At 72.4% G+C, this 24,336-nt stretch carries 26 protein-coding genes; 14 read left to right on the top strand and 12 right to left on the bottom strand.

Features of this window, described 5'->3' with window-relative positions:
• Positions 1 to 261: 261 nt before the first annotated feature.
• Positions 262 to 1,728 carry a sensor histidine kinase gene (locus AMK18_RS13305; RefSeq protein ID WP_073862938.1) on the top strand — a complete coding sequence of 489 codons (1,467 nt, stop codon included), beginning with the start codon at positions 262 to 264 and terminating at the stop codon, positions 1,726 to 1,728.
• Positions 1,729 to 1,907: 179 nt separating this feature from the next.
• On the opposite strand, the gene AMK18_RS13310 is transcribed toward AMK18_RS13305, so the two are convergent.
• Both AMK18_RS13310 and AMK18_RS13315 read right to left on the bottom strand, forming a co-directional pair.
• Positions 1,908 to 2,165, bottom strand: a complete 258-nt coding sequence (locus tag AMK18_RS13310; protein WP_003953983.1) for a WhiB family transcriptional regulator — start codon at positions 2,163 to 2,165, stop codon at positions 1,908 to 1,910.
• A gap of 319 nt (positions 2,166 to 2,484) precedes the next feature.
• Positions 2,485 to 3,453: a diacylglycerol/lipid kinase family protein gene (locus AMK18_RS13315; RefSeq protein WP_026171858.1), complete on the bottom strand. Its 969-nt coding sequence runs from the start codon at positions 3,451 to 3,453 to the stop codon at positions 2,485 to 2,487.
• Positions 3,454 to 3,660: 207 nt separating this feature from the next.
• Here AMK18_RS13315 and AMK18_RS13320 point away from each other — a divergent pair, with 207 nt between their 5' ends.
• The gene (locus AMK18_RS13320) at positions 3,661 to 4,053 is read left to right on the top strand and encodes a hypothetical protein (protein WP_073862939.1); all 393 of its coding nucleotides are present in this window, start codon (positions 3,661 to 3,663) and stop codon (positions 4,051 to 4,053) included.
• A gap of 67 nt (positions 4,054 to 4,120) precedes the next feature.
• Here AMK18_RS13320 and AMK18_RS13325 read toward each other — a convergent pair whose 3' ends face one another.
• From AMK18_RS13325 to AMK18_RS13335, 3 genes are all read right to left on the bottom strand, one after another.
• On the bottom strand, positions 4,121 to 5,101 hold the full coding sequence (locus AMK18_RS13325) for an RNA polymerase sigma factor SigF (RefSeq protein WP_376451606.1): 981 nt from the start codon (positions 5,099 to 5,101) through the stop codon (positions 4,121 to 4,123).
• Complete coding sequence (locus AMK18_RS13330; RefSeq protein WP_018105584.1) at positions 5,098 to 5,511, bottom strand: anti-sigma regulatory factor; 414 nt, start codon at positions 5,509 to 5,511, stop codon at positions 5,098 to 5,100. Before AMK18_RS13330 ends, AMK18_RS13325 begins: the two co-directional genes overlap by 4 nt.
• A gap of 230 nt (positions 5,512 to 5,741) precedes the next feature.
• The gene (locus AMK18_RS13335; RefSeq protein WP_073862940.1) at positions 5,742 to 6,002 is read right to left on the bottom strand and encodes a UBP-type zinc finger domain-containing protein; all 261 of its coding nucleotides are present in this window, start codon (positions 6,000 to 6,002) and stop codon (positions 5,742 to 5,744) included.
• A gap of 35 nt (positions 6,003 to 6,037) precedes the next feature.
• Here AMK18_RS13335 and AMK18_RS13340 point away from each other — a divergent pair, with 35 nt between their 5' ends.
• A complete protein-coding gene (locus AMK18_RS13340; protein ID WP_073862941.1) occupies positions 6,038 to 7,633 on the top strand; it encodes a Na+/H+ antiporter in 1,596 nt (531 codons plus the stop codon).
• On the opposite strand, the gene AMK18_RS13345 is transcribed toward AMK18_RS13340, so the two are convergent.
• From AMK18_RS13345 to AMK18_RS13360, 4 genes are all read right to left on the bottom strand, one after another.
• On the bottom strand, positions 7,615 to 8,532 hold the full coding sequence (locus AMK18_RS13345; protein WP_073862942.1) for a 1-aminocyclopropane-1-carboxylate deaminase/D-cysteine desulfhydrase: 918 nt from the start codon (positions 8,530 to 8,532) through the stop codon (positions 7,615 to 7,617). The two genes, AMK18_RS13340 and AMK18_RS13345, sit on opposite strands and share 19 nt — an antisense overlap.
• Positions 8,533 to 8,565: 33 nt before the next feature.
• Complete coding sequence (locus AMK18_RS13350; protein WP_073862943.1) at positions 8,566 to 9,159, bottom strand: N-acetylmuramoyl-L-alanine amidase; 594 nt, start codon at positions 9,157 to 9,159, stop codon at positions 8,566 to 8,568.
• Positions 9,160 to 9,280: 121 nt separating this feature from the next.
• A complete protein-coding gene (locus AMK18_RS13355; protein WP_073862944.1) occupies positions 9,281 to 10,474 on the bottom strand; it encodes a globin domain-containing protein in 1,194 nt (397 codons plus the stop codon).
• 88 nt (positions 10,475 to 10,562) lie between these two features.
• Positions 10,563 to 11,012 carry an RrF2 family transcriptional regulator gene (locus AMK18_RS13360; protein WP_073862945.1) on the bottom strand — a complete coding sequence of 150 codons (450 nt, stop codon included), beginning with the start codon at positions 11,010 to 11,012 and terminating at the stop codon, positions 10,563 to 10,565.
• 179 nt (positions 11,013 to 11,191) lie between these two features.
• On the opposite strand from AMK18_RS13360, the gene AMK18_RS13365 reads away from it, so the two are divergent.
• The 5 genes from AMK18_RS13365 (at position 11,192) to AMK18_RS13385 (ending at position 15,994) form a co-directional block, all read left to right on the top strand.
• Positions 11,192 to 12,598, top strand: coding sequence for a family 2B encapsulin nanocompartment shell protein (locus tag AMK18_RS13365; RefSeq protein WP_018105590.1), 1,407 nt, complete (start codon positions 11,192 to 11,194; stop codon positions 12,596 to 12,598).
• Between the two features lie 125 nt (positions 12,599 to 12,723).
• Positions 12,724 to 13,767 carry a family 2 encapsulin nanocompartment cargo protein polyprenyl transferase gene (locus AMK18_RS13370; RefSeq protein ID WP_018105591.1) on the top strand — a complete coding sequence of 348 codons (1,044 nt, stop codon included), beginning with the start codon at positions 12,724 to 12,726 and terminating at the stop codon, positions 13,765 to 13,767.
• 95 nt (positions 13,768 to 13,862) lie between these two features.
• The gene (locus AMK18_RS13375) at positions 13,863 to 14,537 is read left to right on the top strand and encodes a DUF6304 family protein (RefSeq protein ID WP_073862946.1); all 675 of its coding nucleotides are present in this window, start codon (positions 13,863 to 13,865) and stop codon (positions 14,535 to 14,537) included.
• A gap of 111 nt (positions 14,538 to 14,648) precedes the next feature.
• On the top strand, positions 14,649 to 15,632 hold the full coding sequence (locus AMK18_RS13380) for a DUF1648 domain-containing protein (protein WP_073862947.1): 984 nt from the start codon (positions 14,649 to 14,651) through the stop codon (positions 15,630 to 15,632).
• Positions 15,633 to 15,634: 2 nt separating this feature from the next.
• Positions 15,635 to 15,994 carry a GntR family transcriptional regulator gene (locus tag AMK18_RS13385; protein ID WP_018105594.1) on the top strand — a complete coding sequence of 120 codons (360 nt, stop codon included), beginning with the start codon at positions 15,635 to 15,637 and terminating at the stop codon, positions 15,992 to 15,994.
• A 65-nt stretch (positions 15,995 to 16,059) separates the two neighbouring features.
• Here the strand turns inward: AMK18_RS13385 and snpA are convergent, their stop codons facing one another.
• Complete coding sequence (snpA, locus tag AMK18_RS13390) at positions 16,060 to 16,719, bottom strand: snapalysin (protein WP_198956992.1); 660 nt, start codon at positions 16,717 to 16,719, stop codon at positions 16,060 to 16,062.
• Between the two features lie 257 nt (positions 16,720 to 16,976).
• On the opposite strand from snpA, the gene AMK18_RS13395 reads away from it, so the two are divergent.
• The 5 genes from AMK18_RS13395 (at position 16,977) to AMK18_RS13415 (ending at position 21,009) form a co-directional block, all read left to right on the top strand.
• On the top strand, positions 16,977 to 17,921 hold the full coding sequence (locus AMK18_RS13395; protein ID WP_037786430.1) for a LysR family transcriptional regulator: 945 nt from the start codon (positions 16,977 to 16,979) through the stop codon (positions 17,919 to 17,921).
• A 111-nt stretch (positions 17,922 to 18,032) separates the two neighbouring features.
• Positions 18,033 to 19,022 carry an NAD-dependent epimerase/dehydratase family protein gene (locus AMK18_RS13400; RefSeq protein WP_073862948.1) on the top strand — a complete coding sequence of 330 codons (990 nt, stop codon included), beginning with the start codon at positions 18,033 to 18,035 and terminating at the stop codon, positions 19,020 to 19,022.
• An 81-nt stretch (positions 19,023 to 19,103) separates the two neighbouring features.
• Entirely contained in the window at positions 19,104 to 19,460 is a 357-nt protein-coding gene (locus tag AMK18_RS13405; RefSeq protein ID WP_073862949.1) for a DUF952 domain-containing protein, read from the top strand.
• On the top strand, positions 19,457 to 20,380 hold the full coding sequence (locus tag AMK18_RS13410; RefSeq protein ID WP_073862950.1) for an SDR family oxidoreductase: 924 nt from the start codon (positions 19,457 to 19,459) through the stop codon (positions 20,378 to 20,380). The genes AMK18_RS13405 and AMK18_RS13410 overlap by 4 nt, the downstream gene beginning before the upstream one ends.
• Before the next feature lie 5 nt (positions 20,381 to 20,385).
• Positions 20,386 to 21,009 (top strand): nucleotidyltransferase domain-containing protein, encoded by a 624-nt coding sequence (locus AMK18_RS13415; protein ID WP_073862951.1) that lies wholly within the window; start codon positions 20,386 to 20,388, stop codon positions 21,007 to 21,009.
• A 76-nt stretch (positions 21,010 to 21,085) separates the two neighbouring features.
• On the opposite strand, the gene AMK18_RS13420 is transcribed toward AMK18_RS13415, so the two are convergent.
• Complete coding sequence (locus tag AMK18_RS13420; RefSeq protein ID WP_073862952.1) at positions 21,086 to 21,697, bottom strand: TetR/AcrR family transcriptional regulator; 612 nt, start codon at positions 21,695 to 21,697, stop codon at positions 21,086 to 21,088.
• Positions 21,698 to 21,812: 115 nt separating this feature from the next.
• Between AMK18_RS13420 and AMK18_RS13425 the strand changes: the two genes are divergently transcribed.
• Positions 21,813 to 23,264, top strand: a complete 1,452-nt coding sequence (locus AMK18_RS13425) for an MFS transporter (protein ID WP_073862953.1) — start codon at positions 21,813 to 21,815, stop codon at positions 23,262 to 23,264.
• Positions 23,265 to 23,274: 10 nt separating this feature from the next.
• On the opposite strand, the gene AMK18_RS13430 is transcribed toward AMK18_RS13425, so the two are convergent.
• Positions 23,275 to 24,285 carry a helix-turn-helix transcriptional regulator gene (locus AMK18_RS13430; protein WP_073862954.1) on the bottom strand — a complete coding sequence of 337 codons (1,011 nt, stop codon included), beginning with the start codon at positions 24,283 to 24,285 and terminating at the stop codon, positions 23,275 to 23,277.
• Positions 24,286 to 24,336 lie beyond the last annotated feature (51 nt).

The raw sequence follows: 24,336 nt of genomic DNA on the forward strand, positions 1-24,336 counted from the left end.
GGCGGCCGGCTCGGCCGGCGGTGTGCGGTGCCCCCGGCCGGGGGAGAGGCACCGGCGCAGTCAGGGCAGAGAGCGCGGTACCTCGTTCCGCTCTCCTGTGCGGGGAGAGCGGAGGTTCTACACCAGCATTGTGGACTAGACCACTGGGCCGTGTCCATCCATGCGCGGCGCGAATGTCGGCCCCGGTTCACTGCACGTACGGGCGGCGCTTCCGGTTCGGACGGGCACGCATCCACGGGTACGCTCGCACACGTGCCCTCCATGAACGACCTCGTACGCCAGCACACCGCTCTGAGCGACACCGACCTCGAGTGGCTCCACCTGCTGGTCTCGGAGTGGCAGTTGCTCTCCGACCTCTCCTTCGCCGACCTCGTCCTGTGGGTCCCCACCCGCGACGGCACGCGGTACGTCTCCGTCGCCCAGATGCGGCCCAACACCGGCCCGACCTCCTACCAGGACGACATGGTCGGCCACCTGGTCCCGCGCGGCCGCCGCCCGCTGCTGGACGCCGCCCTGGACGAGGGCCGGATCGTGCGCGAGGGCGACCCGGAGTGGCGCGAGGAGGTGCCCGTACGGGTCGAGTCGATCCCCGTACGCCGGGAGGGCCGGGTGCTCGGCGTGATCGCGCGCAACACCAACCTCCTCACCGTGCGCACCCCCTCGCGGCTTGAGCTGACCTACCTCCAGTCCGCCTCCGACCTCGCGCAGATGATCGCCGCCGGGTCCTTCCCCTTCCCGGGCCAGCAGGTGGACATGGACGCGTCCCCGCGCGTCGGCGACGGCCTGGTCCGGCTGGACGCCGACGGCGTCGTGCAGTACGCCAGCCCCAACGGCCTCTCCGCCTACCACCGCCTCGGCCTCGCCTCCGACCTGGTCGGCCAGCACCTCGGCCAGATCACCGCCGAACTCGCCCCGTCCCGGGGCCCGGTGGACGAGGCCCTGGTCAAACTGGCCAGCGGTTACGCGCCCCGTGAGTTCGAGGTGGAGTGCGCGGGCGGGGTGATCCAGCTGCGCGCGATCCCGCTCAAGCCCAAGGGCGTCCGGATCGGCTCCCTGGTCCTCCTGCGCGATGTGACGGAACTGCGCCGCCGCGAGCGCGAGTTGATCACCAAGGACGCCACCATCCGGGAGATCCACCACCGGGTGAAGAACAACCTCCAGACGGTCGCCGCCCTGTTGCGCCTCCAGGCCCGCCGGATGGACTCCCCGCAGGGCCGCGAAGCGCTCAACGAGGCGGTGCGGCGCGTCGGTTCGATCGCCATCGTCCACGAGACGCTGTCCCAGAACCTGGACGAGCGGGTGGAGTTCGACGACATCGCCGACCGGGTGATCGCCATGGTCGCGGAGATTTCGCCGGGCAAGGTGACCTGCCGCCGCACGGGGCGCTTCGGGATACTCGACGCCGAGGTCGCGACGCCGCTCTCGATGGTCCTCACCGAGGTGCTGCAGAACGCCCTGGAACACGCCTTCTCCGTCGCGGAGTCCGGCACCGTCGAGGTCTCGGCGGTCCGGGGCGGCTCGCCCGCCGAGGGGCGGCTGCTCATCACCGTCCAGGACGACGGCTGCGGTCTGCCCGAGGGGTTCGACCCGCAGAAGGCCGGCAACCTCGGCCTCCAGATCGTCCGCACGCTGGTCGAGGGCGAGCTCGGCGGCACGTTCGGCATGGTGCCGGCGCCGGAGCGCGGGACGCAGGTCGTCCTCGACATCCCGGTCCGCAGCGAGAAGTAACGGGCCCCGAACACAAGCGGGCCCCGAACACACCGAAGAGCCCGGACCGTTGGTGAACGGTCCGGGCTCTCTGGTCAAGCATGCGCTTCGGGGGTACTGCGCGCTGCGACTCGGGGGGCGGGGTGGTGCGTACGCGCTGTACGCGCCGCCTGCGCTGAGGTTCGTAGCGGTGGCGTCGGTCAGGCGCTGGCGTTGCGCGCCCGGTTGCGAGCGGCGCGGCGCTTCATTGCGCGGCGCTCGTCCTCGCTGAGGCCACCCCAGACGCCGGAGTCCTGGCCGGACTCGAGCGCCCACTGCAGGCACTGCTCCATGACGGGGCAGCGACGGCAGACGGCCTTGGCTTCCTCGATCTGCAGCAGCGCAGGACCGGTGTTGCCGATGGGGAAGAACAGCTCCGGGTCTTCCTCACGACAAACGGCGTTGTGACGCCAGTCCATGGCTGCTACCTCTCCTTGGTGTTACGTACTGTGGCTTGTGAATGTGAACGCTTTCACGAATCCCCCCGCAGGTGTAGGCCCGACGCCCAGATGAACTGGTTGTGGTCCTGTGCAGTGAGGAGGGGTTCTGGCTCTCAGTGGAGGCCGTTGTTGCGGGCCGTCCCGATCGCCATGTAGAGATTCGCAAACCTCGGCGGCGGATACAACCCCTTCAGGAAAGTTTTTTTTGATTCCTCGGTGTCGGCTAGGTCACAGCCGTACTTCTAGAGGGTGGAGGCCAGTCCAAACGTTCGAGTTAAAGGACTTTGGTCCCTTCCACTCACACAATCACACGCAGTGCACGGCGTACGCCTGTGAACGTCACACTGGTACGCACTCCGAGGTGGTCACCGTCCATCTGGAAGGGCAGTGGAACCTTTGAATGCAAGGTGAAGTCCGTGAGGTCGTGCCGTGAAACCGCGTGCTTCCCCCGCGGACCCTTCTCCGGGCTCGACATGAGCAGCTGGGTCGCATAGCGGCCGACCGCCGCCGTGGAGAGTTTCCGCAGGCCCAGCACGTCGAGCGCGGTGTCGAAGGACGCCTGCGGGGCCGCGTACACCGGCCGGTTCCCCAGGTACGTCCACGGGTTCGTGTTGCAGATTATGGAAAGCGCGAGATCGGTGACCGGCTCCTCGCCGGGCACATCGAGCGTTATCACGCCCTGCCTGCGGTGCGGCTCCTCCAGGAATTGCCGGAGCACCTGGCGCACGTACAGGGCATGGGTCGAACGTTTGCCGCGCTCCCGCTGCTGTTCGACCCGCCCGACCACCCCGGCGTCGAATCCGAGGCCGGCGCAGAAGGTGAACCAGCGCTCCGGCACCGATTCGTCCTCCGTGCCCGGAGTCCCCGCCGCGAGCCCGAGGCCGACCGTGCGTTCGGTCCGGTTCGCCAGCGCGTCCAGAATGGCGCCGGTCGCCTCCACCGCGTCGTTGGGGAGCCCGAGGGCCCGCGCGAAGACGTTGGTGGAGCCGCCGGGCACCACGGCCAGCTTCGGCAGGTTGTCCAGATCGGGGCCCCGGTGCAGCAGGCCGTTGACGACCTCGTTGACCGTGCCGTCACCGCCGAGCGCCACCACGAGGTCGATGTCGTCGCTGTCGGCGGCCCGCCGTCCCAGGTCGCGGGCGTGCCCGCGGTACTCCGTGGAGACGGCCTCCAGCTTCATCTCGCTCGCCAGCGCGTGGATCAGCACGTCACGGGTCCGCGCACTGGTGGTGGTGGCGGCTGGATTGACCACAAGAAGTGCGCGCATGACTGCCAGCCTACCTACCGCGAGGTACACCCCCGAAGTCCTGGCCGCAGGACCTCACGCTCCGTGACGGCGTAGACGTGCGGCGGTGGCGCGCACCACCCCGGCTTTCCTTCGCCGGGTCCGGGATGCCAACCTGCAAGGGTGAGTACTCAGCAGAACGCGCCCTCGCCCCTGGCGGAGCCGGCGAAACCGGCCAGGATCACGCTGGTGGCCGCACTCAGCGGCCTGGAGGGCGCGGCCCTCGTCATCGGCGGGATCTACATGCTGGTGATGGGCCTGCTGGGCAAGCCCGACAGCCCTGAGCAGGCCGAGATGGGCGGTCTCACCGTCATCGCGCTCGGCCTGATCCCGCTCTTCGCCGCCCGCGGCCTGCTGCAGCGCCGCAGCTGGAGCCGGGGCCCGGCGCTCATCACGCAGATCATCGCGCTGCCGGTGGCCTGGACCCTGCTGCGCTCCCACGGCGTGCTGATCCCGGCCGGGATCGTCCTCGCCGCGGTCGCGCTGACCGCGCTCTACCAGCTGGTCAGGCCCGCCACCATCGACGCCCTGGGCATCCGCAGGCCGGGCAGCACGCCCGAAGCGGACACCGAGGACGCCTGAGGGCTCCCGGACACACGAGGAGGCCGCCGGGACGACCCGGCGGCCTCCTCCGCGTAAAGCGGGCCCGCTACTCCTCCACGAGCAGCCGCTCACGGAGCTGCGCGAGCGTGCGGGCCAGCAGCCGCGAGACGTGCATCTGCGAGATGCCGACCTCCTGCGCGATCTGCGACTGGGTCATGTTGCCGAAGAACCGCAGCAGCAGGATCCGCTTCTCGCGGGGCGGCAGGTCCTCCAGGAGCGGCTTCAGCGACTCCCGGTACTCGACGCCCTCCAGCGCCTCGTCCTCGGAGCCCAGCGTGTCCGCCACGGCCGGCGACTCGTCGTCGGTGTCCGGCACGTCCAGCGAGAGCGTGCTGTACGCGTTGGCCGACTCCAGGCCCTCCAGGACCTCCTCCTCGGAGATCCCCAGCCGCTCCGCCAGCTCGTGCACCGTCGGCGAGCGGCCGTGCAGCTGGGAGAGCTCCGCCGTCGCCGAGGTCAGCGACAGCCGCAGCTCCTGGAGGCGGCGCGGCACCCGCACCGCCCAGCCCTTGTCGCGGAAGTGGCGCTTGATCTCCCCGACGACCGTCGGCGTCGCGTACGTCGAGAACTCGACGCCCCGCTCCGGGTCGAACCGGTCGACGGACTTGATCAGCCCGATCGTGGCGACCTGGGTCAGGTCGTCCAGCGGCTCCCCACGGTTGCGGAAGCGACGGGCCAGGTGCTCCACCAGCGGCAGATGCATCCGCACCAGCCGGTTGCGCAGCTCCGCCCGCTCCGGCGAACCGTCGGCGAGCTTGCCCAGCTCGATGAACAACGCCCGCGCCTCGCTGCGGTCGTTTGGATCGTGGTGCCCGTGCTCGCTCATCTGGCCTGCCCGCTCCGCCTGCGACTGCTCCACCGCGACCGTAATGCCGGCGGGCCCGTCCGTCCCGTCCACCGCACGGGGCAGCTCCGCCCCGTCCACCGGATGAGGCAGGGCCTGCTGCTCCGGGATGCCTGCCGCACGCACCACCCCTGGTCGGATCGTCTCGTCCCGCACAGGACCGTCCCCGTTCCCGTTGCTCACGCCGGCCCGGGTCCCGCGCCGCGCTGTTTGTACAGGCTGATGCTGACCGTACGGTCGTCGGCGACCGAGGAGTCGACCTTTCCGGCCAGTGCGGAGAGCACCGTCCAGGCGAAGGTGTCGCGCTCCGGGGCGCGGCCGTCCGTGGTGGGGGCCGCGACCGTCACCTCAAGAGAATCGTCGATGAGACGGAACACGCAGCTGAGGACGGAACCGGGCACGGCCTGCTGGAGCAGGATCGCGCACGCCTCGTCCACCGCGATGCGAAGGTCCTCGATCTCGTCGAGAGTGAAGTCCAAGCGTGCTGCGAGACCGGCCGTGGCCGTGCGCAGCACCGACAGGTAGGCACCCGCAGCGGGCAGCCGGACCTCTACGAAGTCCTGATTCCCGGGCTCGCCTGCGATCTGGGACACCCTCACCTCCAAGGTGGCACAAACTCATTCGAGGTTCCGGGAGAACGCCCGGAGCCATGCGGTACGTCTTCGGTTCTCGGTCCGGCGACGCTATCGCGATCCATGATGCCGTGTCGCCGGAACCCCTTCCTGCGACTGTCACTCATGGTAGGTCCATGGGTACGCACAGTGCCTAGGGGTCTGCGTCGCTCAATTACGAACAACGCGCGCCGGTTTGACGTACCCGGACGTCAGACGATCGAACCGTCGACAAAGCACCAACGCCAGTTCTCGCCCGGTTCGAAGCTCCGCATGACCGGATGTCCGGTCTGCTCGAAGTGCCCCGTCGCGTGCCGCCCCGGCGAGGAGTCGCAGCAGCCGACATGGCCGCAGCTCAGGCACAGCCGCAGCTGCACGGGGTGGGTGCCGGCCGCCAGGCACTCGGGACAGGTTTCACCGAGGGGCGCGGGCTCGGGGCGCGGCAGGTCCGGTACATGCGGGCAACCACTCATGATGGCCAGGTTACGACGGATGCGAGGATCATGAGATGGACGCATTGCCCCTGGTGGCGCTGGTCGCGGGCAGTGCCGCGACAGCGGGCCTCGCACGCCGCACCCCGGTGCCGGCCCCGCTTCTCCTGGTCGCCGCCGGCCTGATCGCCTCGTATGTGCCGGGGGTGCCGTCGTACACCCTGGACGCGCACATCGTGCTCCCCCTGCTGCTGCCGCCGCTGCTCTACACGGCCGCCGTGGACAGCTCCTACCTGGACCTGCGGGCCAACCTGCGGCCGGTGGCCCTGCTGTCGGTGGGCTACGTCCTGTTCGCGACGGTCGCGGTGGGGTGGCTGGCCTATCTGCTGGTGCCCGACCTGCCGCTGACCGCCGCGCTGGTGCTGGGCGCCGTGATCGCCCCGCCGGACGCCGTCACGGCCGCGGCGATCGCCCGACGGGTGGGGCTGCCCGCGCGTGTCACGACGATCCTCCAGGGCGAGTCCCTGGTGAACGACGCCACCGCGATCACCGCGTACAAGGTGGCGCTGGCCGCCGCCGTGGGGGAGGGGATCAGCTGGGGCGGCGGGGCGCGGGAGTTCCTGCTGGCCTCGGTCGGGGGCGTCGGGGTCGGCCTGCTGCTGATGGTCCCGCTGCACTGGCTGCGCACCCACCTGAAGGAGCCGCTGCTCCAGAACACCCTGTCGCTCCTCATCCCGTTCGTGGCGTACGCGGCGGCCGAGCGCGTGCACGCCTCGGGGGTGCTCGCCGTGGTCGTCGTCGCGCTGTACCTGGGCCACCGGTCCTGGCAGGTCGACTTCGCCACCCGGCTCCAGGAGGCCGCCGTCTGGAAGATGGTCGCCTTCGTCCTGGAGTCGGCCGTGTTCGCGCTGATCGGCCTCCAGCTGCCGTTCGTGCTCAAGGGGCTCGGCACGTACTCGGTGGCGGACGCCTTCGGGTACGCGGTGCTGGTCTTCCTGGCCGTGGTGGTGGTCCGGTTCGTCTGGGTCTACCCGGCGACCTATCTGCCCCGGTGGCTGTCGCGGCGGATCAGGGAGCGGGAGAGCGGTACGGACTGGACCTCGCCGCTCATCGTCGGCTGGGCCGGGATGCGCGGGGTCGTCTCGCTCGCCATCGCCTTCTCCGTCCCGCTCGTCACCGCCGACGGCGACGCCTTCCCGGCCCGCAACCTGGTGCTGTTCCTGACGTTCACCACCGTCATCGGCACGCTGGTGGTCCAGGGGCTCACCCTGCCGCTCCTGGTGCGCGTGCTGAAGCTCCCGGGCCGGGACCGGCAGGCCGACACCCTGGCCGAGGCGCAGGCCCAGAACGAGGCGTCCACGGCCGCCGAGGCCCGCCTGGACGAGCTGCTCACCGACGAGCGCAACCGGCTGCCCGAGCCCCTGGCGGACCGCCTCCGGACCGTCCTGGAGCGCCGCCGCAACGCGGTCTGGGAGCGCCTCGGCGCGGCCAACCCGGTCACCGGGGAGTCGGCGGACGAGACCTACCGGCGGCTGGCCGGCGAGATGATCGAGACCGAGCGGGAGGTCTTCGTACGGCTGCGGGACGCGCGCAGGATCGACGACGAGATGATGCGGACCCTGCTGCGCCGCCTGGACCTGGAGGAGGCGGCGGCCTACCGCGAGGAGGGCTGAGCCTCCTCGTCGGGGCGGCCGGTGATCACCGCCGCGAGCGTGGTCCCGGCGGGGAAGGCGCCCTCCTCCGTCAGCACGGTGAGCGCGTGCAGCATTTTGGCCACATACAGTCGCTCCACGGGCAGCCCGTGCCGGTCCTCGAAATCCTTTGCGAACGCGTGCAGGGCCGGTGTCGTACGGGCGTAGCCGCCGAAATGGAACCGCTCGTCCAGCCACCAGTCGCCCGCCGGACCGCCGAACGCCTCCCGCTGGAGCTCCCGCACCGCCTCGCCCAGGAAGCCGCCGCGCAGGACCGGGACGCCGAGCGCGCGCTGCCCCGGCGCGAGTCCGGTGGCGAGCCCGGCCAGGGTGCCGCCGGTCCCGCAGGCCACCGCCGCCACGTCGGCCACGCCCCGCAGTTCGCGCCCGAGCGCGGCGCAGCCCCGGGCCGCGAGGGCGTTGCTGCCGCCTTCCGGGACGACCTCGCAGTCCCCGTACGCCTCCAGCAGCCCGGCCAGGACCGCCGGGTCGGCCTTGGCGCGGTACGTCGCCCGGTCCACGAAGTGCAGCCGCATGCCGTCGGCGGCGCACCGGGCGAGCGACGGGTTGAGCGGGCGGTGGGCCAGCTCGTCACCGCGTACGACCCCAATGGTGCGGAATCCGAGGAGCCGCCCGGCGGCGGCGGTCGCCCGCAGATGGTTGGAGTACGCGCCGCCGAAAGTGAGCACGGGGCGCCCGGCGGCGGCCGCCAGATTGGGCGCGAGTTTCCGCCATTTGTTGCCCGGCAGATCCGGGTGGATCAGATCGTCGCGCTTGAGCAGCAGCGTCACCCCGTGCCGGGCGAAGCGCTCGTCCTCGGCCTGCTGCACGGGCGAGGGCAGCAGCGGGCGCAGCCGGGATGCGGGAGACGGGGCGGACATGTGCTCCATTGTGGCGGCGGGCGGCCGCCGGGGTCACTTGAGGCGGTCGTGGATACGGTCGCGCAGGTCGCCCATCGAGAAGCCCTTCGGGTCCACCTTGCCGGGCTGCCACTCGCGGTGGCCGATGACCGACCGGGCGGTCCAGCCGTGGTGCCGGCAGATGGCCGCCGAGACCTTCTCGATCGCTTCGAGCTGGGCGTCGGGCCAGGGGTCCTTGCCGTCGCCGAGGTTCTCGCACTCGAAGCCGTAGAAGTGCCGGTTTCCGTCGGTGTTGGCCTCGTTGTCGTGGGGAAGGCGCTTCTTCTCCGCGACGACCGCGCGCAGGACGTCGTCGTCGCCCATCCCCGCGTGGTTGGTCCTGCCGTAGCCGACGAGATGGACCCGGCCGTCCTTGGCGATGACGCCGTGGCAGAGCGGGCCCGGCAGGTCGGGGTGGCCGTCGCGGCACATCTTCACCGTGGCGTCGGTCCCCTTGGTGACGGAGTGGTGGATCATCACCCCGTTCACCGGGCCCCAGGGGCCCTTGTGGTTCCGGTTGCGGCTGCGCCAGTCGCCGACCTCGACGACGGTGAGCCCTTCCTTCTTGAGGGCGGCGAGAAATGCGCTCGCGGACATGGGTGAGGACATCACCGGCTCCTTTTGTGCGGGTTGGAGCGGTTCTACCCGGGCGGAAGGGCCCCGACCGGTCGCGGGGCGACGGCGGGGCCCTGTTCGGATCCTGTGCGAGCCGATCCGGACACGCGGTGGCTCAGGAGGCGAGCCACAGGTCGGGGCCGAAGACCTCGTAGTGGATGTCGGAGGCCGGGACGCCCTTGGCGAGCAGTTGGGTGCGCACCGCGCGCATGAAGGGCAGCGGGCCGCAGAGGTAGGCGTGGGTGCCCGGGACGACGACGAGACCGCTCAGGTCCACCAGCCCGGTGCGGTCGGCGGGGTGGCCGTCCTCCGGGTTCTCGTACCAGAAGTGGGCGGCGGCGTCGTGCAGCTTGGCCGTGAGCGCGGTGTGGTCGGTGCGCAGCGCGTGGTCGGCGGGGGAGCGGTCGCCGTGCACGACGGTGACCGGGGCGCGGTGCTCCGACTCCGCGAGGTGTTCCAGCATCGACAGGATCGGGGTGCAGCCGATGCCCGCGGAGGCGAGCAGCAGCGGGGCCTCGTCGGACTTCAGTACGAGGTCGCCGTACGGGGCCGAGACGCGGAGCCGGTCACCGGCGCGGACCTCGGCGTGCAGGTGGCGGGAGACCTCGCCGTCCGGGGCGTCGTTGCCGTGCACCCGCTTGACCGTGATCGAGCGGAGCGCCGAGCCCGGAGCGCTGGACAGGCTGTACTGGCGGATCTGGCGGGCGCCGTCCGGGAGTTCGACCTGGACGGAGACGTACTGGCCGGGGCGGAAGGCGGGGGCGGGGGAGCCGTCGGCGGGGCGGATGCGGAACCGGGCGACATCGTCCGTCTCCTCGGTGCGCGAGACGACCTCCCACGAGCGCCAGACGTCGCCGGCGACGACGCCCTGCTCCGCGTACAGCCGCTCCTCGATCGCGATCAGGGCGTTGGCCATCAGCCAGTAGACCTCGTCCCAGGCGGCGGCGACCTCGGGGGTCACCGCGTCGCCCAGGACCTCGGCTATCGCGGCGAAGAGGTGGGTGTGGACGACCTCGTACTGGGCCGGGGTGACCCCGAGCGAGGCGTGCTTGTGCGCGATCCGGCTCAGCATCACGTCGGGGCGGGTGTCGGGCTGCTCGACCAGCTGGGTCGCGAAGGCGGCGATGGAGCCGGCGAGCGCCTGGCGCTGGGCGCCGGACGCCTGGTTGCCCCGGTTGAACAGGTCGCGCAGGAGCTCCGGGTGGGCGGCGAAGAGCTTGCGGTAGAAGAGATCGGCGATGTCCCCGATGGCGGCGCCGACGGCGGGCAGGGTGGCGCGGACGGTGGCGGTGGACGACTCGGAGAGCATCGGTGACTCCTCGGATATTGAATTGGCATCTTGGATGCGCATTTAACGGCAGTGTAGGCACCGGGCCGGTGGCCCGGTGTGGTGGGGGTCAGTCCCCGGCGGGCGGCCCGGCGCTGAGGCCGATCAGCAGGGGGCCGGTGGGTGCGGCGGTCAACTCCGCGATGGTGAGCGGGTCCAGGGAGGCGTAGAAGGCTTCCTGTGCCTCGCGCAGCGCGCCGCGCAGCCGGCAGGCGGCCCGGAGCGGGCACGGGGTGGCGCCCTCGCAGTCGACCACGTCGCCGGGCTCCTCCAGTTCGCGGACGAGGGCGCCGACCGACGCGTTCCTGCCCGCCTCGGTGAGGGTGAGCCCGCCGCCCCGGCCCCGTCGCGCCTCGACCAGGCCGAGGTGCTGGAGGCGGGCGACGACCTTCGCGGCGTGCGAGTACGGCACCTGCATGACCGCCGCCACCTCGCGGGTGGTCGGCGGGTCCTCGTGCTTCACGACGGCGAGGCGCATCAGGACGCGCAGCGCGACGTCGGTGAACTTGGTCAGCCGCATGGCGGCCAGATTAGGTAAGTGTCATTCCGGATGCAAATTAAAGCCGGTGCGGGGTATCGCGCAGCGTTGTGCCCCGCCCAAAGCCCGATTAGTCACACTCTTTTGTGTAATGGCGTGCCCCGTCCTCGTGCTGGAAGTGTTCTTCCCGCAGGTCAGCCGATAGATCGAGAGGACGACAGATGTCCGTTGGTGAAGAGGTTCAGAACGTGCAGGTGCCGCCGCAGCAGAGTCTCGGCACGGCGGCCGCGCGGAACCTCGCGACGACCACCAAGTCCGCTCCGCAGATGCAGGAGATCACCTCACGGTGGCTGCTGAAGATGCTGCCGTGGGTCCAGGTGCAGGGCGGCACGTACCGGGTGAACCGCCGGCTGAGCTACTCGGTCGGGGACGGCCGGGTCACGTTCGTGCAGACCGGGGACCGGGTCACGGTCATCCCCGCCGAGCTGGGTGAGCTCCCGGCGCTGAGGGACTTCGAGGACGAGGAGGCGCTCGCCGAGCTGGCCAGGAGGTGCGAGCAGCGCGAGATCCCCGCCGGGCAGCTCCTGGCCACGGCGGGCGAGGCGGCGGACCGCGTCTACCTGCTGGCGCACGGCAAGGTCGAGAAGGTCGGCACCGGGCCCTACGGGGACGAGACGGTGCTCGGGGTCCATGCGGACGGGGCCTATTTCGGGGACCACTCCCTCATCGAGGGCGACGCCGTCTGGGAGTACACGGCCCGTGCCGTCACCGCGTGCACGGTGCTGACGCTGCGGCGGGCCGATGTGCTCAACCTCGCCGAACGCTCCGATCCGCTGCGCAGTCATCTCGCCGGGCTGCTGTCCGTCCCGCAGCAGCGCACCAACAAGTACGGCGAGGCGGCGATCGACCTCTCCGCGGGCCACGTCGGCGAGGCCGTCGTCCCGCACACGTACGTGGACTACGACGCGGCGCCGCGCGAGTACGAACTGAGCGTCGCCCAGACCGTCCTGAAGGTCCACAGCCGGGTCGCGGACCTCTACAACCAGCCGATGAACCAGACCGAGCAGCAGTTGCGGCTCACGGTCGAGGCGCTGCGCGAGCGCCAGGAGCACGAGCTCATCAACAACCGCGAGTTCGGCCTGCTCAACAACTGCGACTACGGCCAGCGGCTCCAGCCGCACGACGGGGCGCCGAGCCCCGACGACATGGACGAACTGCTCTCGCGACGGCGCGGCTCCAAGCTCTTCCTCGCCCACCCGCGCGCCATCGCCGCCTTCGGCCGCGAGTGCAACAAGCGCGGTCTCGTGCCGGAGAGCGTGGACGTCGGCGGGCACCACGTGCCGGCCTGGCGCGGGGTTCCGATCTTCCCCTGCAACAAGATCCCGGTCAGCGAGGCCCGCACCACGTCGATCATCTGCATGAGGACGGGGGAGTCCGAGCAGGGCGTCATCGGCCTCCAGCAGACCGGCATCCCGGACGAGATCGAGCCCAGCCTCTCGGTGCGCTTCATGGGCATCGACGAGCAGGCGATCATCTCCTACCTCGTGACGGCCTACTACTCCGCGGCGATCCTCGTCCCGGACGCCCTCGGTGTCCTGGAGAACGTCGAGGTCAGCCGCTGGCGGTGAGCCACGGGGCCCGGACCCTCGCGGTCCGGGCCCCCGGCCGCCCGCTCCCAGCAACCACCCACGTCCCCGGCCCCGCCGCGCCAGCGGCCGGGCGGGGCGGCAACGACAGGGGTGACCGATTGACCATGACCCGAACAGACGCCGCGACCGAGGGCAACGAGGCCGCGGCGCTCCTTGAGTACACCCGGACCCTCGTGGACCCGCACCTGCGGGCGGCGGTCGCCTCCCTGCCCGGCTCGATCCGGCGGGTCGCGATGTACCACTTCGGCTGGCAGCACGCCGACGGCAGCCCGGCTGCGGGCGGCGCGGGCAAGGCGATCAGACCGGCGCTCGTCCTGGCGGCCACCCGTGCCCTGGGCGGCGACCCCGAACAGGCCGTCCGCGCCGCCGTCGCCGTCGAGCTCGTCCACAACTTCACCCTGCTCCACGACGACGTCATCGACGAGGACCAGACCCGCCGTCACCGGGCCACCGCCTGGACGGTGTTCGGCGTCCCGGACGCCGTCATCGCGGGCGACGCGATGCTGGCCCTCGCCCAGCGGCTGCTCGCCGAGGACGGCAGGGCGATGTCGCCCGGCGCCTCGGCCCGGCTCTCGACCTGCGTGATCGAGCTGTGCGCGGGCCAGCAGGCCGACTGCGCCTTCGAGGACCGCGACCCGGACCAGGTGTCGCTGGACGAGTGCCTGACCATGGCGACGGCGAAGACCGGCGCGCTGCTCGGCTGCGCCTGCGCCCTGGGCGCGCTCTACGCGGGCGCCGACGACCGGGCGGTCCGGGCCATGGACGGCTTCGGCCGGGAGGCGGGTCTCGCCTTTCAGCTGATCGACGACCTGATCGGCATCTGGGGCGACCCGGCCCAGACCGGGAAGCCGGTCGGCGCGGATCTCAGCGCCCACAAGAAGTCGCTGCCTGTGGTGGCCGCGCTCACCGCGGGCGGCCCGGCCGCGGCCGAGCTCGCCGAGCTGTACCGGGGCGCGATGAACACCCGCGCCGAGGTGAGCCGGGCCGCGGAGGCCGTGGACCGGGCGGGCGGCCGGGACTGGGCGCAGAGCTGCGCCGCGGACCGCATGGCGCGGGCCGTGCACCACCTGTCCAGGGCGGTCCCGGACCTCTCGGCGGCGGGCGATCTGCTGGCCCTGGCCGAGTTCGTCACCCGCCGGAAGCACTGACAAACCGCCCGCCGGAAGGAGGTGTTGAGGGGCGTCACGGGCCAAGCGGAGGGCGGCAGGGGCGGTGTCGGAGGCAGGGGCTACAGTCCCTGCTCATGACAGATGAGTCGTGGGCAGGGTGGTACCGGGACCGGCAGGGATCGGACGCCGTCATCCTCACCACCGACGGGCAGCAACTCCGCCTCCGCGTCCGGGGCGTGGACTTCGAGGGCGGCAGCTTCGACGGCCTGCGCCCGGTGGCGGCCGGACCCGCCGAGCAGGGGCTGTTCGCGCTGACGGACGGCGTCCTGGGCGACTGCGTCCTGGAGTGGGACCTGCCGTTCCCCGTCATGGCGGAGGGCGTGGAGCGGCAGGCGACCCTGAGCTGCCTGCTGTCCCTCCGCAAGCCCGACCCGTATCTCTACCTGGAACTCCGGTTCTGCGGGGCGGCCTTCGGCTCGCAGCGGGCCGAGAGCGACTTCGGGTCCGCGCTGGCGACGATCCAGCGGGAGCTGCCGACCGGCGTCCGCCTGCGGACCTGCATAGCCTGCGCGTTCTCCGACTACTTCCCGGCCCCGGAGCCCGAGCGCGGTCTCTCCGGCGGGCTCGCCTGCTTCCGGGGCGCCAAGGAGGCGTACCGGGGCACGGCCGGTGAGCAGGACGTGCTCGGGCTGTGGGAGCGGCGGACCGGCTTCGTCCAGGAGGTCTGGAGCTGCCGGGAGTTCGAACCCCGGCCGACGGAGGGCGCCGGAACGGGCCACCGGGGAGCGTTCCCGCTCGAAACGGCCTGACCGCCCGGGCGCCCAGCCGCCCACCTCGTCCCGTTGATCCCACCGCCGTACCGCATACCTCATTGCCGTCACCTTCATTGTTCTACTAGCATGCGAACAAGGGAGGTTTTGATGAACCTGAAATCCGTCGGCCGCGTGGTGCTCACCGCCCTGCCGTTCGTGCTCGCGCTCGCCGTCGACCTGCTGCTCTTCGCCACCCGCCGCGACCGGCTGCCCGACCGGCTGGCCAGCCACTTCGTGGGCAACGGCCGGGTGGACGACTACGCCGGCCAGACCTCGTACCTGGTCGTCACCACACTCGTCCTGCTCGGCATCGGTCTCCTGTGGGCGCTGATGACGGGGTTCGGGAAGTTCGCCGGCGCGGCCTACCGGGCGACGGTCGCCCTCGGGTACGCGTTCGCCGCCTTCCTCGGCTACCTCATGGGGGCCGTGCTCCTCATCAACGTGGACGCCGTCGAGGACGCGCAGGGCCGGGGGCAGGACGTCCACTTCCCCCTGTGGCACCTGGCCGCCGCCGCCGGGGCGGCCGTCGTCGCCTTCGGGATCGGCTACCTCGCGGCGATGCTGACGCCGGTCCCCGAACCGTTCCCCGACGACGGAGCCGAGGGGGACGGCGAGCGCATCACGCTGGGCGCCGGGGAGGTCGCCGGATGGGGCCGGGGCGCCGGGTCCTGGTGGCTTCCGCTCACCGCGGTCCTGGTCATCGGCGCCGGTATCGCCACGCTGTTCACGGCCAGTTGGCCCTTCGCCCTGCTGCCCCTCGTCCTCGGGCTGCTCATCGCGACCTTCGCCCGCCCGTACGTCATCGTGGACCGGCGCGGGATCACCGTCTCCGGGCTGCTCCCCTGGCCGCGCATCCGGGTCCCGCTGGACCGGATAGAGGCGGCGGCCAGCCGCGACATCCGCCCGTTCAGCGAGTACGGCGGCTGGGGGTACCGCATCCGGCCCGGGCGCAGCGGTGTCATGATCCGGTCGGGGGAGGGCATCGTGGCCCGGCTGACGAACGGCCGCGACTTCGCGGTGACCGTGGACGACTCGGCGACCGGGGCCGCCCTCCTCAACACCCTGATCGACCAGCGCCGAACGGACGACTGACCATGCTCTTCCGAGTCGACCCCACCTCCACCGTGCCGCTCGGCGACCAGATCGCCGCCTGTGTGCGGCGCGCCGTGGCCGACGGCGCGGCGGGTCCCGGCGAACGGCTGCCCGCCGCCCGCGTCCTGGCCGAATCGCTCGGCGTCAACGTGCACACGGTGCTGCGGGGCTACCAGCGGCTGCGCGAGGAGGGCCTGATCGAGCTGCGCCGGGGCCGGGGCGCGGCCATCGCGGACGGCGCCTCCCCGCACCGCGCCCGCCTCCTCGAACGGGTCCGCGAGACCGTCGGCGAGGCCCGGGGCCTGGGGCTCACGGTGGACGAACTGCTGACCCTGATCCGTACCGAATACGGCACCGGCTGACGGCACACCGACAGGCCGCCCCGTCCTGCGGGGCGGCCCATCGGCGCGCGTGCGAGCGGAACGGGTCAGGAACGGGCGCCCGCCAGCGCGGCCGCGAAGCCGTTCTGCCAGAGGTAGTTCACCTGGTTGCGCTCATTGGCGTCCGGATACGGGTTGGTGCACGACGGGCCGGGGCCGCCGCCGGACATCAGCTCGCTGCACGGGCCCGAGTAGTGGTCCGGCAGGCCGAGCACATGCCCGGTCTCGTGGGTGGTGACCCGGGTCGAGTCGTACTGCTGGTTCTGCGCGTAGTCCAGGAAGATGTAGCCGTTGCCGTGCCCGTCGGTGCTCGCGTACGAGCCGCTGGGGTCGTTGCCCTCGTAGTACGAGAAGTCGGCGTTCGAGCCCTCCTGGAGCCGGACGTTGGAGACCGAACCGTTCCAGATCGACGCGCTGTTGGCTATCTGGGTGCGGAAGCTCGGGGCGTTCGCGGTGCTGTAGACGATGGTGACGGACTGGGCGCCCGGGTTGGCGGCCCGCTTCTCGGCCACCGACTTCGCGACCGCCTCGAAGAACGCCTTGTTGGCGGCGGCGCTCTCGTGCGAGTTGGAGGGTCCGGTGAACGCCACGTGGGGGGCCGTGGCGGCGGTGTCCGGAGCGGCGACGGCGGGGGCGGTGCCGAACGCGGCGGCGAGCGAGAGGCCGAGTCCGAGCACGGCCGACATGACGGTCCTGGGGTGTCTCATGTGGGGGGTCTCCTACCAGTTACCTGTCAGAGGAACCCGTCCGATGATCGGACTCGGACGGGGGCGGTACGGAGAGAGTGTCGGGGAAGTGGAGCCCGCGCGGATGATGTCAGCCGGTGATAACGCGGCCCTATCGCCCTCGTGTGCACATCTCGTGCACGTCTGCGGTCCCCATGCCCAACCGACGCTGAATTGCTCGCTTTTGACGGGATTACGGCCCATGGTGCGCCCGGACGGCCCGCCCTAATCTCGGCACCATGGAGCTTGAGGTGAGACACCTCAGGGCGCTGTGCGCCATCGCCGACAGCGGCAGCCTGCACCGGGCGGCCCGCACCCTGGGCGTGAGCCAGCCCGCGCTCACCACCCAGCTGCGCCGGATCGAGAACGCGCTCGGCGCCGAACTCTTCAGCCGCGAACGCACCGGCTGCCGCCCCACCCTCCTCGGTCGTGCCGTCCTCAGCCGCGCCCGCCCCCTGGTCCACGGCATGAGCGCCCTGGTCAGCGACGCGAAGGCGGAGGCCGCAGCCGTCGAAGGACCCCGGCTGCGCATCGGCTGCACCGCCAGCCGGGTCATCGGCGGCTGGCTGCGCCGACTGAGGGTGAGGCTGCCCGGGACCGACATCTCGCTGCGGGTCGACGTCTCCGCCCACGCCCTCCTCCGTGCGGTCGACGCCGGACGGCTCGACGTGGCCTTCGTGCACGAGGTGGAGGGCTGCCCGCTCGCCGTCCCGGACGGGCTGGAACAACGGGTCCTGGTGGACCGCGAACCGCAGTTCGTCTCCATGGCCCGCGACCACCCGGCCGCCGCGCTGCCGGTGGTGGATCTGGCGGACCTGGCCGCCGACCGGTGGATGGTCGACCCCACGGTGGACGGCGAATGGGACGGGCTGCGCCGGATGTTCAGCGAAGCCGGGCTGGCGCCCGTCGTGCTCCACGGCGACTACCTCACCGCCGCCTCCCTCGTCGTCCTCGGCGAGGCGGTCGCCCCCTGCCAGCCGACCTCGGGCCCCCGCGACGACATGGCGATCCGCCCGCTGCGCGACGACCCGCTCGCGGTCCGGCTGCTGCTGGTCTCCCGGCCCGGCGCGGACATGACCGCGGTCTACGCGGAACTGGAGGCCGCCTACCGGGACGCGGCGCGACGGGTGGCCGGATACCACCAGTGGCTGCTGCGCCACCGCAGCCCGCTGGCCCTGTCCTGAGGCGGAGGCGCCCGGGCCGGGGGAGTTCCCGCCTCCGGGCGATTCAGCCGAGAGCGTGGGCCGTTCCGGACCGGGCCGCGACAGGGCAGAGTCGGGGACATGAGGCTTCTGATGCTGGGCGGTACGGAGTTCGTCGGACGGGCCGTGACCGAGGCGGCCCTCGCGCGCGGCTGGCAGGTCACGGTCTTCCACCGGGGCCACCACGCCCCCCCGCCCGGGACCACCGAGATCATCGGCGACCGCACCGCCGAAGACGGCCTGGCCGCGCTCGCCGCGACGACCGAGGGCCCCACCTGGGACCTGGTGGTCGACACCTGGAGCGGCGCGCCCTCGGCGGTGCGCGACGCCGCCCGGCTGCTCTCCACCCGGGCCGCCCGCTACACGTACATATCGAGCCGTTCCGTCTACGACTACCCGACCCCGGCGGGCCTCACCGAGGACGGCCCCGTGGTGGCGGGCGCCTCGCCGGACGCCGGTGACGACCAGTCGTACGCCCTGGCCAAGCGCGGCGGCGAACTGGCCGCCCAGGCCGCCTTCGGCGACCGCGCCCTCCTGGCCCGGGCGGGCCTGATCCTCGGCCCCTGGGAGAACATCGGCCGACTGCCCTGGTGGCTGAACCGGATCGCCCGCGGCGGCCCGGTCCTGGCCCCCGGCACCCCGGACGCGGACATCCAGTACATCGACGCCCGCGACCTCGCCGAGTGGGTGCTCGACGCGGCGGAACGCGGGCTGCACGGCCCGTACAACCTGGTCAGCCGGCCCGGGCACACCACCATGGGCGGACTGCTCGACGCCTGTGTGCGCGCCACCGGTTCGGACGCCGAACTGCGCTGGACCCCGGCGGAGAAGATCCTCGCGGCAGGCGTCGAGCCGTGGACCGACCTGCCGGTGTGGCTGCCGCCGGGGGAGACGTACGACGCCCTCCACCAGGGCGATGTCGGGCTCGCCCACGCGGCCGGGCTGCGCTGCCGCCCGGTCGAGGAGACCGTCGCCGACACCTGGGCCTGGCTGCGCGAGCTGGGCGGTACGGCCCCGCAGCGCCCCGACCGCCCCGTCGTGGGCCTCGCCCCGGAGACGGAGGCGAAGCTCCTGGCGGGCTGAGGACCGGGCCGCCGCGCCGACGCGGCGAGGGGTTATCCACAGGGTCCGCCCCGAGGCCTGTCCCGGAGTTAGCCTCGGGCCATGGCCGAACTGCTGCACCTCACCGAAGGACCGCTCTGGGAGGCGGCCCGCGGGATCGGGACGTACGAGATGTCCACCCGCGGCCGCACCCTGCACGAAGAGGGCTTCATCCACTGCTCGCTGCCCCACCAGCTCCCCGGTGTGGCCGAGTTGCTGTACGGAGCGGAGAGCCGGGCCGGAGCCGCCGACCAGGAGCTCGTGGTCCTCGTCATCGACCCCGAACGGCTCACCGCGCCCCTGCGGTACGAGGCGGCGGTGCCGGGCGGCGAGGAGTTCCCGCACATCTACGGACCGCTTCCCGTCAACGCGGTCGTCGAGGTGCGTCCCTGGCCGTCCGAGGAGGGCACCCCCGCATGAGCCCCGATTCCGCCTCCGGGCCCGTCACCAGCGGTCCCCCCACCGCCGTCACCGGAGCGAGCGGTGCGCTCGGCGGCCGCGTCGCGACCCGGCTGGTCCGGGCGGGCGTCCCCGTCCGGCTGCTCGGCCGCGACCCGTCCCGGCTGCCCGTCCTCCCCGGCGCCGACCTCGCACCGCCCGCGCCCTACGGCGACGGCGAGGCCATGCGGCGCGCCCTCGCCGGGGCGCACACCCTGTTCCTCGTCTCGGCGCACGAGAGCCCCGACCGGGTCCGGGAGCACACGACGGCGGTGGACGCGGCGGTCGCGGCCGGGGTCGAACGCATCGTGTACGTCTCCTTCCTTGGCGCCGCCCCCGACGCCACCTTCACCTTCGCCCGGGACCACTGGCACACCGAGGCGCACATCCGGACCGCCGACGTCCGGTACACCTTCCTGCGCGACAGCTGGTATCTCGCCGGGCTCCCCGCCATGACCGGCGCCGACGGCGTGCTGCGCGGCCCCGCCGGGGACGGCCGGGTCGCCGCCGTCGCCCACGAGGACATCGCCGACGCCGCGACCGCCGTGCTCCTCGCGGACACCGACGCGACCGGCCCCTCGCACGACGGCCGCACCTACGACCTGACCGGCCCCGAGGCGTTCACGCTCGCCGAGGCGGCGGAGGAGCTGAGCCGGGTCACCGGACGGACCGTCAGCTATGTGCCGGAGACCCGCGAGGAGGCGTACGCCTCACGGGCGGGCTACGGGGCCCAGGACTGGGAGGTGGCCGGCTGGGTCACCTCGTACGAGGCCATCGCGGCCGGGGAGATGGACACCGTCTCGGACGCCGTCCCGACGCTGACCGGCCGCCCCGCCACGGACCTGGCCACCTATCTGCGCGAACACCCCGACAGTTACCGCCACCTCCTGAAGCAGAGCTGACCGCCATGCGCACGGAAACCCCCTGGGGTGTCTGGGACCCGCCGCCGCTCGCCGACGCCGTCCGCCTGCTCGCCCCGCTGCGCGCGCCGTGGTGGATCGCCGGAGGGTACGCGGTCGAGCTGGCGGTGGGCCGCGCCTACCGGGAGCACGGGGACATCGACGTGCTCCTGCTGCGCCGCGACCAGGCGGAGGCGCAGCGGGTCCTGGCCGGCTGGGAGTGGTGGGCCGCCGATCCGCCCGGGACCCTGCGGCCCTGGCGCCCCGGCGAGACCCTGCCCGCCGGTGTCCACGACATCTGGTGCAGGCCGGGGCCGGACGAGCCGTGGCGGTTGCAGTTCATGCTGGACGACACGGACGGCGAGGACTGGGTGTTCCGCCGCGACCCCCGGGTCCGCCTCCCGCTGGAGCGGCTGGGCCGGGTCTCCCCGGACGGCGTGCCCTACCTCGCGCCCGAGATCCAGCTCCTCTACAAGTCCAAGTCCCGGAGGCCCAAGGACGAGCGGGACTTCGAGGAGGCGCTGCCGGTCCTGGACGACCACGGACGCGCCTGGCTGGCCGAGACGATCACCCTGGCCGAGGGCGCGGACCACCCGTGGGCGGTCCGGCTGCGGGCGGCACTCGCGGAGTGAGACGGGGGCGGCGGCCCGTCGGCCCCGGGCCCGTCTCCGTAAGCGCCCCGCCCTCACCTCCGTAAGCACCCCGCCCTCACCCCACGTACGCCCCCGCCTTCGCCGCCAGGACCGCCGCGTCGGCGGCGCGGTCGGCGGCCGCCTCGTCCAGCGGGTCGCCGCTGGCCAGCAGGCGGTAGTAGAGCGGCGCGGAGACCGCGCGCACGACCTCGTCCGCGTCCGTGCCGGACGGCAGTTCGCCCCGCTCGACGGCCTCGGTGACACAGCCGGCCCACTCCTCGACCCGGATCGCGTAGAAGCGGTGCAGCGCCTGGGCGGTACGCGGATCGCAGGTCGCCGCCGCGATCACCGAGCGGAACAGCGCGCCCTGGCGCGGATCGGTGAGCGTCTTCAGCACCAGCCGCGCGTTCGCCCTGAGGTCACCCTCCAGCGAGCCGGTCCGCGCGCGTGGCGACGACTGCTCGGCCATGTCGTCCAGCAGGTCCGCGATGAGCCCGGTGGGCGAGGACCAGCGCCGGTAGACGGTCGTCTTGCCGACCCCCGCGCGGCGCGCCACATCGGCGAGGTCGAGGCGGTCGAAGCCGTGCTCGGCCAGCGCGTCGCCCGCCGCGCGCAGGACGGCCTCGCGCACCCGGGCGGTCCGCCCGCCGGGCCGTACGGTGCCCGGTTCCACGCTCTCGGATGCCATAACGGGTCTCCAGTTCCATTAAAGAGCATTCCTCTGCTACGGTCACCCCATCTTAACGGAACCACGGGACCATTTAGGTTCCGTCCGTACGGCTTCCGTCCGAGGAGGGACGACCATGTCCGCGCCCAGCCGCACCCCGTCACGCCCCGCACCCACCGCCTCCGTACCGCCACTTTCCGCCCGGATGACCGGGCGCCAGAAGCTCGTCCTGGCCCTGCTCCTCGGCGCCCAGTTCATGATCGCCGTGGACTTCTCGATCCTGAACGTCGCGCTGCCCGTCGTTGGGGAAGGGCTCGGCTTCGCACTCCGGGACCTCCAGTGGATCGCCACCGCCTTCGCCCTCGCCGCCGCCGGATTCACGCTGCTGTTCGGGCGCGTCGCCGACCTCGTCGGCCGTAAGCGCCTGTTCATCGCGGGCATGGCGGTCCTGGGCCTTTCCTCGCTGCTGGGCGGCCTGGCCACCTCGCCGGAGGTCCTGCTCACGGCCCGCGTGCTCCAGGGCCTCGCCACCGCCGCCGTCACGCCCGCCGGGCTCGCCCTGCTGACCACCGCGTTCAAGGAGGGCCCGCTGCGCGAACGCGCCCTGGGCCTCAACGGCGCCCTGATGTCCGCCGGGTTCACCGCGGGCGCGATCCTCGGCGGGCTCCTCACCGACCTGCTCTCCTGGCGGTGGGCCTTCCTGGTCAACGTCCCCGTAGCCGCCCTCGTCGTCGCCCTGGCCCCGGCCGTCATCGCCGACTCCCGCCCCGCCGAGCGCCCCCGGCTCGACGTCCCCGGCGCCGCGGCCGTAACCGGCGGCCTGCTGCTCCTCGTCTACGGGCTGACCCAGGCCGGGGCGACCGGCTGGACCACCCCCACCACCCTCGTGGCGCTTCTCGCCGGGCTCGCCCTGCTCGTCGCCTTCTGGTTCGTGGAGAAGCGGGCGACGGCGCCGCTCGTCCCCGTACGCATCCTCAAGCGCCGCAGCGTCATCTGGGGCAACGCCACCGGGCTCATCGCCTTCGTCACCGAGACGTCCCTGGTGTTCCTGCTGACGCTCTACCTCCAGGAGGTCCTGGGCTACACCCCGCTCGCGACCGGTCTCGCCTTCGGCGTCCTGGGCATCGGCACCGTGATCGGCGGCACCCTCGGCGGCCGGGCGGTCGGCCGCTTCGGCAACCGGAGGACCATCGTCGCCGGGGGAGTCGTCCAGGCCCTCGCCACGCTCTCGCTGGTGGCGCTCGGGACCTCGGGCGCCTGGATCTGGTTGCTGCTGGCCGCCACGTTCATCGGGGGCATCGGCAACATGCTGATGATCGTCGGCTTCATGGTCACCGCGACCTCGGGCCTCCCCGACGAGGAGCAGGGCCTCGCGACCGGCCTCGCCACGATGACCCAGCAGGTCGGCATCACCCTCGGCATCCCGGTCATGAGCGCCGTCGCGACCGCCCGGATGACCGCGCTGGGCGACACCGGCCCGGACGGCGTCCTGTCCGGCGTCTCGGTCGCCGTCCTGGTCAACTCGGCGCTGGTGCTGGGCGGAGCGGTGCTCGCCGGTACGTTCCTGCGGACGCGCCGAGAGGGCTGAGCGCAGGGCCCTAGAGCGTCAGCCAGCCACGTGAAGCCGCCTGCACGCCGGCCTGAAAGCGGGTCTCCGCCTTCAGCTCCTGCATCAGGCGGCTGATGCGTCGGCGGACCGTGTGGACGTGCACCTCCAGGCGGCGGGCTATCGCCTCGTCCTTCAGGCCGGAGGACAGCATCGTCAGCAGCTCCCGGTCCTCGTCCGTGACCTGGCCGTTGTCGACCGAGCCGATCGGTACGGCCCGCTCCCACACCGCCTCGAACAGCGGCACCAGCGCGTTGCTCAGCAGTGCGTCGCTGACCACGAGGGCGGTGGCGGTGGGGTCGGCCGCGTCGGTCGGCGGCAGCAGCGTCATCCGGCGGTCGACGGTGATCAGCTTCGTCGGCAGGGCCATGCCGAGCCGGATCTGCACCCCCTCCGCGGCCAGCACGTTCAGCCCGCGCGCCCGCCCGTGGAAGCTCAGCCCCTCCCGGTCGACCACGGCCCGCACGCGCACCCCACGCCGGACCGGCTCGGCCATGTTGATCGGCTCGGGCATGCCGTCCGGCTCGCTCGCGGCGTACGGGGGGCGGTCCAGGAGGGCCACCTCCTCGGTCGCGGACACCACCAGCGAGGTGACCCGCTCGGCGATCGCCTTACGCCCCCGCAGCGTCTCGATCCCCAGGGTGCGCGGGGTGTGCGAGGCGGACATGAGCTGCGCGGCGATCCGGTCCACGGAGCCGGTGAGCTCCTCCAACTCCGCCTCGCGCCGCAGTAGTTCCGCCTGGTGCAGATGGATGAGGTTGCGCAGGGCGGTGGCCGGGGCGTCCGGGACCGGCAGCCCGGAGCCCCGAGCGGGGCGGGTGAAGCCGCGCTCGGCGAGACGGTCCAGCGCGTGGCGGAGCTGCCGGGGCGAGAGGCCGACGCCCTGGGAGAGGGCGGTCCGGGTGGTGTCGCCGGGGGTGTTCAACAGCGCCTCGTACACCCGGAGTTCGTCCGCACCGAGCCCGAGGGCCTGCCACTGTTCGTCCAGATCAGCCCATTTCACCAGCCGATTTTCGCCGCTGCCTGTAGGCCACACAAGTGTGCACGTACAGAA

The organism is Streptomyces sp. CB01249 (genome assembly GCF_001905735.1).
Classification (GTDB): domain Bacteria; phylum Actinomycetota; class Actinomycetes; order Streptomycetales; family Streptomycetaceae; genus Streptomyces.

Bases quoted from the DNA above. Each gene is read 5' to 3' on its own strand.
- AMK18_RS13305 (WP_073862938.1), top strand. From the start codon at position 262: ATGAACGACCTCGTACGCCAGCACACCGCTCTGAGCGACACCGACCTC.
- AMK18_RS13310 (WP_003953983.1), bottom strand. From the start codon at position 2,165: ATGGACTGGCGTCACAACGCCGTTTGTCGTGAGGAAGACCCGGAGCTG.
- AMK18_RS13315 (WP_026171858.1), bottom strand. From the start codon at position 3,453: ATGCGCGCACTTCTTGTGGTCAATCCAGCCGCCACCACCACCAGTGCG.
- AMK18_RS13335 (WP_073862940.1), bottom strand. From the start codon at position 6,002: ATGAGTGGTTGCCCGCATGTACCGGACCTGCCGCGCCCCGAGCCCGCG.
- AMK18_RS13340 (WP_073862941.1), top strand. From the start codon at position 6,038: ATGGACGCATTGCCCCTGGTGGCGCTGGTCGCGGGCAGTGCCGCGACA.
- AMK18_RS13345 (WP_073862942.1), bottom strand. From the start codon at position 8,532: ATGTCCGCCCCGTCTCCCGCATCCCGGCTGCGCCCGCTGCTGCCCTCG.
- AMK18_RS13350 (WP_073862943.1), bottom strand. From the start codon at position 9,159: ATGTCCTCACCCATGTCCGCGAGCGCATTTCTCGCCGCCCTCAAGAAG.
- AMK18_RS13355 (WP_073862944.1), bottom strand. From the start codon at position 10,474: ATGCTCTCCGAGTCGTCCACCGCCACCGTCCGCGCCACCCTGCCCGCC.
- AMK18_RS13360 (WP_073862945.1), bottom strand. From the start codon at position 11,012: ATGCGGCTGACCAAGTTCACCGACGTCGCGCTGCGCGTCCTGATGCGC.
- AMK18_RS13365 (WP_018105590.1), top strand. From the start codon at position 11,192: ATGTCCGTTGGTGAAGAGGTTCAGAACGTGCAGGTGCCGCCGCAGCAG.
- AMK18_RS13370 (WP_018105591.1), top strand. From the start codon at position 12,724: ATGACCCGAACAGACGCCGCGACCGAGGGCAACGAGGCCGCGGCGCTC.
- AMK18_RS13375 (WP_073862946.1), top strand. From the start codon at position 13,863: ATGACAGATGAGTCGTGGGCAGGGTGGTACCGGGACCGGCAGGGATCG.
- AMK18_RS13380 (WP_073862947.1), top strand. From the start codon at position 14,649: ATGAACCTGAAATCCGTCGGCCGCGTGGTGCTCACCGCCCTGCCGTTC.
- AMK18_RS13385 (WP_018105594.1), top strand. From the start codon at position 15,635: ATGCTCTTCCGAGTCGACCCCACCTCCACCGTGCCGCTCGGCGACCAG.
- snpA (WP_198956992.1), bottom strand. From the start codon at position 16,719: ATGAGACACCCCAGGACCGTCATGTCGGCCGTGCTCGGACTCGGCCTC.
- AMK18_RS13395 (WP_037786430.1), top strand. From the start codon at position 16,977: ATGGAGCTTGAGGTGAGACACCTCAGGGCGCTGTGCGCCATCGCCGAC.
- AMK18_RS13400 (WP_073862948.1), top strand. From the start codon at position 18,033: ATGCTGGGCGGTACGGAGTTCGTCGGACGGGCCGTGACCGAGGCGGCC.
- AMK18_RS13405 (WP_073862949.1), top strand. From the start codon at position 19,104: ATGGCCGAACTGCTGCACCTCACCGAAGGACCGCTCTGGGAGGCGGCC.
- AMK18_RS13410 (WP_073862950.1), top strand. From the start codon at position 19,457: ATGAGCCCCGATTCCGCCTCCGGGCCCGTCACCAGCGGTCCCCCCACC.
- AMK18_RS13415 (WP_073862951.1), top strand. From the start codon at position 20,386: ATGCGCACGGAAACCCCCTGGGGTGTCTGGGACCCGCCGCCGCTCGCC.
- AMK18_RS13420 (WP_073862952.1), bottom strand. From the start codon at position 21,697: ATGGCATCCGAGAGCGTGGAACCGGGCACCGTACGGCCCGGCGGGCGG.
- AMK18_RS13425 (WP_073862953.1), top strand. From the start codon at position 21,813: ATGTCCGCGCCCAGCCGCACCCCGTCACGCCCCGCACCCACCGCCTCC.